The sequence below is a fragment of the Vibrio sp. 10N.286.52.C3 genome (assembly GCF_041468865.1).
GTDB classification, from domain to species: domain Bacteria; phylum Pseudomonadota; class Gammaproteobacteria; order Enterobacterales; family Vibrionaceae; genus Vibrio; species Vibrio crassostreae_C.
Map to the genome: position 1 here is coordinate 26,598 of NZ_JBFRJM010000016.1, position 10,750 is coordinate 37,347.

Below are 10,750 nucleotides of genomic sequence, written 5' to 3' on the forward strand. Positions count from 1 at the left end.
CCTCTCCTTAAAAGGTAGTGCCTGGGTGTTACTTAACCATACGACCTTCAGCAGCTTTTAGTGCTTGGTCTACTGATTGACGGCCGTCAACTACGTTGCCGATCGCTTCTTCCATGCTGTACCAGAATGTTGTGAACTGAGGGATGTTAGGCATGATTTCACCGTTCATCGCGTTGTCCATTGTTGCTGCAATACGAGTATCGCTGTCTAGTTGACGTTGGAAAGAGTTAAGAGCAACAGCGCCTAGTGGCTTGTCGTCGTTCAGGCTCTTCATACCTTCATCTGTTAGTAGGTAGTTTTCCATGAACTCAACAGCTAGATCGCGGTTTGGAGACGCAGTGCTGATACCACCCGCCCATACACCAACGAAAGGTTTAGACGCTTTACCGTTGAACTTAGGTAGTGTTGTTACGCCGTAATCTACGCCAGCTTTCTTGATGTTTTCCCAACCCCAAGGGCCGTTGATTGTCATTGCAACGTTACCTGCAACGAATTCAGACTCAGCTACTGAGTAATCCATGTCTGCAGAGATAACTTTGTCTTGTACCATCTTCTCGATGAAACCTAGAGACTTCTGAACACCTTCAGTCGCTACGCCCGCATCTTTAATGTCGTAACCTTCTGCAGTCTGTTTGAATGCGTAGCCGCCGTCAGCTGCAAGTAGAGGCCATGTGAAGTAAGCGCCGCCACGTAAAGGCCACATGATCGCTTTCTTGCCGTCTTTCTGAAGTTCAGCGTTAAGTGCTGGGATTTCTTCCCAAGACTTAGGTGGGTTAGGAACAAGTGCTTTGTTGTAAATTAGGGAAACTGACTCAACAGCAACAGGGTATGCGATTGTTTTACCCTCGTATGAAACAGCGTCCCATGCGAAGTCTACGATACCTTCTTTAGTCTCTTTAGAAGGTTTGATATCAACAAGAAGTCCCGCTTCTGCATAGCCGCCAAAACGGTCATGTGCGTAGAAGATCATGTCTGGGCCATCGCCAGCTGCTGCTACTTGAGGGAATTTTTCTTCTAGCTTGTCAGGGAAAGCGACGGTTACTTTAACACCAGTATCTTCTTCGAAGCGTTTACCTACTTCAGCCATGCCTTCATAAGCTTTGTCACCACCTACCCAGATTGTTAGTTGTCCTTCTTCGATAGCAGCATTTGCACCAAAAGAACCCAGAGCAACTATTGTACCTAGAGCTACAGCGCTTAGAGCGTTTTTCATGTGAATATCCTTTTTATATTTATACGTAGGGCACATCTACCAAGACGAGCCAGTTTTCGGAGGTTATGATCTGAGAAAACAGACCCTAGCTCATCATCCTAGCCACTACGCCCTAGCTATTATGGCTTAAATTCGTGATCACCATCCGGTCAGATTAGAGACTGCAATCACAAAACGCATACTCATCGTGATCAACATCACCGTTACGCGGTGGATTTATTTGAACTGGATCGCCAATTATTAATAACCCCATTTATCTACTCCTCCCCTCCTACTCCCCCTAGTTAATTTTCCATTAGGAGGATGTACCCTTACGCCAATTCACCGAAACTGCATTCATCCAAGAGTGGATAGTAAGAACCCTTTACCGGCAAAAGTGTTATGCGTTGACGCATTATTCATTTAGTTGGCTTCACTGCCCGCTGGTGTCTTATATTAGCATCGAGCTAAATCTGTGATTGAATCACGGGGGAGGTTTAGCTGGATGTGGGGGAAATGGGCATCAGTTTGGCTATGACGGGTGGGCTTGGTTAAAGAAGCCAAGTCTCACCCACTTTTTTCTTACTCACTCAATACTTACCAATTCCTACAGTTACTGCTGACCCAAAAATTTCTTATAATGATAAGCAGTAAAACTTAAAATTTGATCGATCGAGGACAAGCTAGATGGCGAGTGTCACGTTAAAAAACGTTTATAAATCATATGGTGATGTACAGATTTCTAAGGACGTAACCTTAGACATCAACGAAGGTGAATTCGTAGTATTCGTTGGACCATCAGGTTGTGGTAAATCGACGCTATTACGTTGTATCGCAGGTCTAGAAGACATTACGTCTGGTGATTTGTACATTGGCGACCAACGCATGAATGACGTTGAACCGTCAAAGCGTGGCGTAGGTATGGTATTCCAGTCTTATGCGCTTTACCCTCACCTTAACCTATACGACAACATGTCTTTCGGTCTTAAGCTAGCAAACGCAAATAAAGCTGAGATCGACAAACGCGTTGAACATGCTGCAGAAATCCTTCAGCTTGGTCACCTTCTTGAGCGCCAACCTAAAGCGCTTTCTGGTGGTCAACGTCAACGTGTTGCGATTGGTCGTACTCTGGTTTCTCAACCAAACGTATTCCTACTTGATGAGCCTTTATCAAACCTAGATGCCGCGCTACGTGTTCAAATGCGTTCGCAAATCACCAAGCTACAGCGTCAACTGGGTTGTACCATGATCTACGTTACCCACGACCAAGTGGAAGCGATGACAATGGCGGATAAGATCGTTGTTCTGGATGGTGGCTATGTATCTCAAGTCGGTAAGCCGCTTGACCTTTACCACTACCCTCAAAACCGTTTCGTTGCTGGCTTTATTGGCTCACCGAAGATGAACTTCATGTCGGTACACATTGAACAAGCTGAAGCAGAACGCGTACAAGTTCAACTTTCTAACGGTATGACTTTCTGGATCCCTGTTGATGGTACGACTGTCAATGCTGGCGATCGTATGTCTCTGGGTATTCGCCCTGAACACTTGATGTCTGCTGAATCAGGTGACGCGACGATTGAAGCTGACGTGATGATGGTAGAGAAGCTAGGTAACGAAACTCAGGTTTACCTAAACCTTGAAAGTGCCGATGCTGATGTTATCTATCGCCAGCCTGACACGTTGAAAATCGAATCAGGTGACAAGTTGGCGATTGGTATTCCAGCGCACCGTTGTCACCTGTTCCACAGCGATGGCCGCGCATGTCGTCGTTTGTACAAAGAATACGGCACAGACTAATCGCTTAGCCTTTTAGGATATAACTTGCCCATATCGAATCCCTCTTACTCAGTAAGGGGGATTTTTTTATGTGCTGGATATTTTTATGTGTTGGATACGAGTTTCACTTACATTGAATAGTTCATGAGTCAGCCACTCGGTCTTTCGCTAGCGGCAATAAAAAAGGTCTAGCAAGCGCTAGACCTTTATCTGTTAGTTAGGCTATGAACCCAACCGCTAATATCACTTCTTTCAGACATGAAACCTGTCTAAATCAACTTAGTGAATTGGCGTATCATTCTGTTTGTTGAACTGGCCAAAATGCTTCTCTAACACTTCAGGAGTCAGTTTGCCTTCCGCCTCTAGTCGCTTGAACTCAGCAACAATTGCTTTTTGCTCTTCAAGTGATGGCAGTTTCACCTCAGGCTCATCGCCCATCTCTTGAGTCATCTGCTCTAGTTCTTTTTCAAAATCGCTCATGATACTTACCTAAATATTAAACCTAACGAGATTTTACTCATTTACGCCCTATGATGCTAGGGTGATTAAAAGCAAAGCCCGAAACCAGATCAAGCTAAAGGCAGTTAGAGGCAAATTAGCGCACTAATAAAAAGAGCCGGATTCACGATGAAATGAATCCAGCTCTTCGTCTATATCCCTTTCTAAGCCATGTTACAGCTTGAAAGAATTAAAGCTTAAATAAACCAACCATCTTATCTAGACGAGACGATAGATCACGAAGCTCTTGGCTCGCTTCAGCAAGTTGCTCAGCCGTGCTCGTTGTCACTTCGTTGATTGCGTTAATCTCTTCAATGTTCTGGTTGATGGTGTGAACTACGGTTGATTGCTCTTCCGTTGCCGTTGCCACTTGAGTGTTACGGTCTGTGATATCAACGATACGGTCTGAAATGCCACTCAGCACGTCTACCGCTTCATCCGAAGCCGATACACCTTCAAGGGTAATCACCTTACCTGCACTCATTGCCGTTACCGCATCTTTAGCATCGCTTTGCAGTTGGTTGATCATCTTCTGAATCTCTTCCGTTGAATCTGCAGTACGGCTTGCTAGGTTACGTACTTCATCTGCTACGACAGCAAAACCGCGACCTTGCTCACCGGCACGTGCGGCTTCAATCGCAGCGTTCAGTGCAAGTAAGTTAGTTTGCTCTGAAATATCACGGATAACACCCAGAATAGAGCCGATGTCTTGAGTTGTAGAAGCCAGTTGCTCTACTACCTGACCTGTGCTTTCAATATCTTGCGCCAAACGACTGATCGCGTCTTTTGCTTTGTTCACCACAGAGCGGCCTACTTCCGTATTGCCTGAAGCTTGAGTTGCCGTTTCTGCTGCGGTTGCCGCGTTCGATGCAATCTCGCTGATGGTCATACCCATTTGGTTAATGGCAGCCACCACTTGAAGCGTTTGGTCGCGCTGTTCTTGGCTGTTGTCGTGGGTGATGTGGGCTTTGTTAGAAACACTCTCTGCCGCCACTTGAAGCGCTTGGCTTGTCGAACACACCTCTTTCATCGACTCGTGAATCTTTTCAATGAATCCGTTGAAGCCTTTTGAAAGCTGTGCAATTTCATCGTTGCCTTTCACTTCGATACGCTGTGCAAGGTCACCGTCGCCTTCACCTAAGTCGCCGAAACGCTTAGCCAAAAGCTTGATCGGTTGAGTAATGCTGTTCGCCAGAACTACGCCCATTAGGATAAAGACTAACGCCACAACCGCAGTCATGATCAGCATCTTCTGCGCAGTCGCATCTAACTCTGCAAACACTTCACCAGTCGGAACGACACCAATAACAAACCAGTCCATTGAAGACACATACAAGCTCGCCACGAACAGCTCTTGGCCTTGGCTTTCAGTGGTAATCAGGTTAAAACCCGACTTGTTCAGTAGTTGGCTTGCTTGAGGACCGTAAAGTTGTTGAAGTGAAGAGTCACTGCGAGAACGCTCGCGATGAATTTGAACATCACCTTGGCTATCGGTTAAGAAGACAAAACCGGTATTTTCAATCTTGAAACCGTTCAGCAGGTTAACCATGTCATCCATCGACTTTGATAGACCAGACATAGCCAAACCAGAAGGCTGTTGGTAGTTAGCAAACATCTTCACTTCGCCATTGGCTTCTTGGAACATGCTCACCATGGTCGGCTGTCCAGATTGCGTAAAGCCAAAGAACCAACCATCTTGCTGTTGGTTTAACTGACGTAGGAAGCCATTTTGGTTCCAGTAGTAAGCAGTTTGACGGTTCGCCACTGAGGCATCGTTCAACTGATACTGGTTACGAACATTGTTCAGCTGTTTAACCAGTTTATTTTCTAGTGCGGGATCGCGATCGGTCGATTCGATAGCATCAGAAATAAATTCATTTGAAGCAATTTGCTCCGCCGCTAGTAATAGCTGAGAGACTTCTCGGTCAATTTCACCATTGATTCGCTCTAGCATTCCTGGAAGTTCAATATCGATCAATCGATGACTTAATACATCTCTTGCTTGTTGTTGTGCCATTGCGCCGACAATCACTGTCGATGCAAGAACCGCAAAGGTAATTCCAAGTACAACTTTTTGCTTGATACTCAGAGAGTTAGTTTTAAACATATTTGGACCTTTAAAAAGAATCGCTCGTTATTGGTATACCCTGAACAGGACTTTTTTAGTGCACTCCAACAAGCAATGCACAATCTGAGTGATGTATCGGCCACAACCAATAAAACTAGAGACTTTCTTCTCAAAAAACTGCAAATATGATGTAACAATTAGAAATATTCACCTTGAGCATGAATTAACTAAGCAAATACCGCATTGTCGAGAGTCAATTTTAGTTCTCACCCCCTGAGACCCAACCGAACTCAAACCACTCCCCACCGCCGAGCTTTTGTATATAAAAACCAATTGATATAGTAATAATCACAACCTAACGATGTTTTTAGCTAACCACTTGTAAATATTTCCAATTTTGAAAAAATAAATTACGCAAATGTACTGGAACTTTTTCCTCGAAATCAGTGACCAATACTCAAAATAAAAATCAAATGGATACCCAGAGAGTCCAAAATGCACAAAACAAATTTCGAAGTCCTTCAAAACTATCTAGAGTCTCAAATCATTGGTCAAAAAGAGCTCGTTAAGCAACTGATGATCGCCCTTTTAGCAGATGGTCATATCCTCGTTGAAGGACCTCCCGGCTTAGCAAAAACTCGTGCAGTAAAATCATTGGCTGACTGTGTTGAGGGTGACTTCCACCGTATTCAATTCACTCCCGATCTGTTGCCAGCTGATTTGACGGGTACCGACATCTTCCGTCCTGAGACTGGGGAGTTCACTTTCCAATCAGGCCCGATTTTCAACTCATTGATTCTAGCGGATGAGATCAACCGTGCTCCGGCGAAAGTTCAAGCGGCAATGCTGGAAGCGATGGCAGAAAAACAAGTAACTGCCGGTCGAAAAACCTATGCGCTGCCTGAGCTATTTTTGGTAATGGCAACACAGAACCCAATTGAACAAGAAGGGACTTACCCGCTACCGGAAGCTCAGTTAGACCGATTCTTGCTTCACCTAGAGGTTGAATACCCAGATATGGAAAGCGAGCTTGAGATCTTACGACTCAACCGTGGTGAGGCTCAAGGTAACGAATCAGCTCAGCCACAACAGATATCTCAGCAAACGATCTTTGAAGCGCGCCAAGAAGTGCTCAACACTCACATGGCAGACACCATTGAGCAGTACATCATCAGACTGGTTATGGCGACTCGCCAACCTAAGCAATACAGTGACCAACTTGATCAATGGTTAGACATGGGTGTCAGCCCGCGTGCAACCATTGCGTTAGACCGTTGTGCCCGCGCTCACGCTTGGCTTGCAGGACGAGATTACGTCACTCCACAAGACGTTCAAGCGATGGCATTCCCTGTGTTACGCCACCGTCTACTGCGCAGCTACCACGCACAAGCTGAAGGTGTCACCGCAAACCAAGTGATCGCACACCTTATTTCATTGGTTGGCAGCGCATAGGGATACGCGCATGAATAATCAACTACCCAACCATAGTGACGGCGTCACGTTAAATCTGGATGAGCTGCTGCAATACAAAGCGCAGTCTGTTCGCTGGTTGCCTCCCGCCAAGAGCCTTTGGTCACAGCTTAACGGCCAACACGAGAGCAACCGTAAAGGTCGCGGGATGAATTTCTCTGAAGTTCGTCAATATCAAGCGGGAGATGACATTCGCAGCATTGATTGGCGTGTAACAGCCAGAACGGGCAAAGCGCATACCAAACTTTTCTCTGAAGAACGAGAACAGCCTGTCATTTTATTCTTGGATCTATCAAGCAGTATGATTTTCGGCTCAACCTTGTTGCTGAAATCGGTTCAACTTGCACACTTTGCTAGCCAACTGTGCTGGCTTACTGTGGCTCAAAAAGATCGAATTGGCGCGGTGATCGATACTGGCAAAGAGGTCATTGAGATTAAGCCAAGTGCAAGCAACCATGCTCCACTGCGTATTTTGCAAAAAGTCATAGAAATCAATAATACGGCACTGACTAATCACGACAATCATAATGACACGACCTTAGAGCATGGACTGAAATCTCTGCACCAGCTTTGCCCTAAAGGAAGCGATATTATTATGCTCAGTGACTTTGTGCGTTACCAAGAAAGTGACTACTCACTTATCAGTCAAATTCGCCGACACAACAGAGTACGTCTTGTGCATTTCTACGACCCGCTAGAGCAAGGTGAAACCACCTATAAAGGCTCTAAACAGGTCACCGATGGCAGCAAAACTCAATGGTTTAATTTCTCTTCTAATAAAGAAAAGCAAAAGCTTAACCATGCTTTTTCGCTTAAGAAACAGCAGCTCCAACAGATGGGGTTATCTCTCGCGATACCTTATAGCTCGCTGTCGAGTACGCAGTCACTCATGAGCCAGATATCAGGAGCTCAGTCATGAAACAGCCCTTAGATTTAAGTCCGGTGATTGCGCCAGACGCCCCGACTTGGTGGCCTTTGGCGTGGGGTTGGTGGGCAGTCATTATCACAGCCATTTTCCTGATTTCCTTGGTGTTTTTCATTCTAAAACGTAGAAAAAACAATCAACAGGCGAAACAAGAAGCGCTGTCTTACTTTAGTAATAGTCAGTCCCAAGATGGCTTGTCTCCGAGCAAAGCTCAAGACATCGTTCGTCAAGCAGCACTGAGCTATTTCCCTCGTGAAAAAATTGCAGGTTTGTCTGGTGATGATTGGTTGAAGTTCTTAGATGCGCAATTGGCGAAGCCGTTATTTGTAGCAAAACAATCCCAGTGGCAACAAGCGCTCTATCAAGATGTAGCCCTTATGAACGACGAACAGAAAAAGGCTCAACAACAATTAGTTAATGATTGCGAAACTTGGCTTCGTAAAGCCCTTCCTCCTAAGCGAGGTCTTTATGAGTGATTTTCTAAGCCCTATGTTTCTAAGCGGGGACTTGCTAAACATCGAGTTCGTTTGGTGGTGGATGTTCTTCATCGCGCCACTGCCGTTGCTCGTTTACTTGTTCTCACCAAAGTCAGAATCAAGCCATGTCCTAAGACTTCCATTTCTGCCAGAAGACAGTAATACCAAAACACCGAGCAGTCGCTTACCAAAGGCGTTGTCCGTGATTATCTGGCTTCTGCTGGTTACGGCGAGCGCGCGCCCTGTATGGTATGGCGAACCGGTAGAGTTTCAACCGAAACATCGTGATTTGATGTTGGTTGTCGACCTCTCCTATTCGATGAGCCAAGAAGACATGCAGTTCAATGGCGAATACATCGACCGCTTGTCGGCGGTGAAACGCGTATTGAGTGACTTTATTGAGCGACGAAAAGGCGACCGAGTTGGACTGGTGTTATTTGCTGATCACGCCTACTTGCAGACCCCGCTTACGCTAGATAGAGATACGCTTTCACAACAGCTCAATCAAGCGGTGTTAAAGCTGATTGGTACTCAAACAGCGATTGGTGATGGTATTGGTCTTGCCACCAAAACCTTTGTCGATAGCGATGCGCCCCAACGTGTAATGATTCTACTCAGCGACGGCAGTAATACCGCCGGGGTATTAGACCCATTAGAAGCGGCGGATATTGCAAAGAAATACGACGCAACGATTTACACCGTGGGTGTCGGTGCAGGCGAGATGATGGTCAAAGAGTTCTTCATGACGCGCAAAGTCAATACTGCTCAAGACTTGGATGAACGTACACTAATAGAAATTGCCAAACGCACCGGCGGTCAGTACTTCCGAGCGCGTGACAGCAAAGAGTTAGCGACGATTTACGACACCATTAACCAGTTAGAGCCCGTGACGAACGCCACTAAGATCTGGCGACCGCAACAAGAGTGGTTTGTATGGCCACTGTCGGCGGCAATGTTCTTCGCATTTATGCTGTTAGCCATTAGGAGAAACAATGTCTAACTTTACTTTTATCTACCCATATTGGTTCTTGGCGCTTGCCGTGCTGCCCGCTATTTGGTGGCTGAGCAAGACACAGTCCAAACAAGGATTACTCGCGTCACACATCGCCCGTTACTTGGCGCCAGAATCAAGCAAGCCATCGAAAAATCGCAGTACTTACTTCGGTATTTGGTGGCTGGTCGGCGTTATTGCGTTAGCTGGGCCAAGCTTCGAGAAAAACGAACAACCAAGCTTTGAAAAAACGCAGGCACGAGTTGTGATCATGGACATGTCGATGTCAATGTATGCCACCGATATTAAGCCGAATCGCTTAACTCAAGCGCGATACAAGGCTCTTGATCTGCTTTCATTATGGAAGGAAGGGCTAACAGGCATGGTGGCGTATGCTGGGGATGCTTACACCATTAGCCCGCTAACGTCAGACATCAACACCATCAAAAACCTAGTGCCTAACCTATCGCCAGATATCATGCCTTATCAAGGTGGTGATGCCGCATCAGCCGTTAAGCTTGCGATTGATATGATGACTCGCGCGAAGATCTACCAAGGTGATTTGGTATTGATTGCTGATGACATCGATGACCAAGAGAAGAAGCAGATCGACTCCCTACTCTCTGGCAACGATTGGACATTGTCGATTCTAGCTGTAGGGAGTGAAAACGGTGCGCCAATCTCGTTACCTACGGGGTCGATGCTGCAAAGCGACTCAGGACAAACCGTGGTGGCAAGAACCAACTTGAAGAACATGCGCGAGCTTACACGCAGCTATGGTGGCACGTTCACTGAAGTTCAATTTGATAACTCAGATGTTGAACACATCGCGAGCTACCTCGACCGCGTTGCAACAACATCGGAAGTAACCAAGACCAAGAACTCACTCAACACCAGAGTGAACAACGGTTTCTGGTTACTGCCTTTGCTATTACTTCCGGCACTTGGATTATTCAGGAAAGGGGTTATTTGGTGTGCCTTAGCTGGAGTTATCTCTTTTAGCCAACCAAATACTGCGTTTGCGAACCCGTGGAAAACCAATGATCAAGTAGGCTATCAGCTGTATCAGGACGAGGACTTCCAACAAGCTGCTGAACAGTTCACCCAACAAGAGTGGAAAGGCATTGCTCAATACAAAGCCGGTGATTTCGAAGCCGCAGAGCAGACGCTGCAAGAGCTTTCTAGTGAAGATGCTCGCTACAACCTTGCTAACGCTCAAGCCCAACAAGGTAAGTACGACCAAGCGATCCAAGAGTATCAACGTATTCTTGAAAGCAACCCTGAACATGCTTATGCGAAGAAGAACCTAGAGATTGTCGAACAGGCTCAGAAGCAACAGCAACAGCAACAG

The 10,750-nt window shown here is 46.0% G+C and carries 9 protein-coding genes; 6 read left to right on the forward strand and 3 right to left on the reverse strand.

Annotation, left to right across the window (positions count from 1 at the left end):
* Positions 1–28 precede the first annotated feature (28 nt).
* On the reverse strand, positions 29–1,213 hold the full coding sequence (malE, locus tag AB4138_RS06610) for a maltose/maltodextrin ABC transporter substrate-binding protein MalE (RefSeq protein WP_017067915.1): 1,185 nt from the start codon (positions 1,211–1,213) through the stop codon (positions 29–31).
* Between the two features lie 666 nt (positions 1,214–1,879).
* On the opposite strand from malE, the gene malK reads away from it, so the two are divergent.
* Positions 1,880–2,992 (forward strand): maltose/maltodextrin ABC transporter ATP-binding protein MalK, encoded by a 1,113-nt coding sequence (malK, locus tag AB4138_RS06615; protein ID WP_081229370.1) that lies wholly within the window; start codon positions 1,880–1,882, stop codon positions 2,990–2,992.
* A gap of 258 nt (positions 2,993–3,250) precedes the next feature.
* On the opposite strand, the gene AB4138_RS06620 is transcribed toward malK, so the two are convergent.
* Both AB4138_RS06620 and AB4138_RS06625 read right to left on the reverse strand, forming a co-directional pair.
* Complete coding sequence (locus AB4138_RS06620) at positions 3,251–3,451, reverse strand: hypothetical protein (protein WP_010431457.1); 201 nt, start codon at positions 3,449–3,451, stop codon at positions 3,251–3,253.
* Between the two features lie 208 nt (positions 3,452–3,659).
* The gene (locus tag AB4138_RS06625) at positions 3,660–5,576 is read right to left on the reverse strand and encodes a methyl-accepting chemotaxis protein (protein ID WP_137001445.1); all 1,917 of its coding nucleotides are present in this window, start codon (positions 5,574–5,576) and stop codon (positions 3,660–3,662) included.
* Positions 5,577–6,032: 456 nt separating this feature from the next.
* Here AB4138_RS06625 and AB4138_RS06630 point away from each other — a divergent pair, with 456 nt between their 5' ends.
* The 5 genes from AB4138_RS06630 to AB4138_RS06650 all read left to right on the forward strand — a co-directional run.
* Complete coding sequence (locus AB4138_RS06630; protein WP_017060045.1) at positions 6,033–6,989, forward strand: MoxR family ATPase; 957 nt, start codon at positions 6,033–6,035, stop codon at positions 6,987–6,989.
* A gap of 10 nt (positions 6,990–6,999) precedes the next feature.
* A complete protein-coding gene (locus AB4138_RS06635) occupies positions 7,000–7,926 on the forward strand; it encodes a DUF58 domain-containing protein (protein WP_372305389.1) in 927 nt (308 codons plus the stop codon).
* Positions 7,923–8,408 carry a DUF4381 domain-containing protein gene (locus tag AB4138_RS06640; RefSeq protein ID WP_372305392.1) on the forward strand — a complete coding sequence of 162 codons (486 nt, stop codon included), beginning with the start codon at positions 7,923–7,925 and terminating at the stop codon, positions 8,406–8,408. Before AB4138_RS06635 ends, AB4138_RS06640 begins: the two co-directional genes overlap by 4 nt.
* Positions 8,401–9,408: a VWA domain-containing protein gene (locus AB4138_RS06645; RefSeq protein ID WP_017060042.1), complete on the forward strand. Its 1,008-nt coding sequence runs from the start codon at positions 8,401–8,403 to the stop codon at positions 9,406–9,408. Before AB4138_RS06640 ends, AB4138_RS06645 begins: the two co-directional genes overlap by 8 nt.
* A partial coding sequence (locus AB4138_RS06650) for a VWA domain-containing protein (protein WP_136978418.1) occupies positions 9,401–10,750 on the forward strand: 1,350 nt, incomplete at its 3' end. The genes AB4138_RS06645 and AB4138_RS06650, both read left to right, overlap by 8 nt.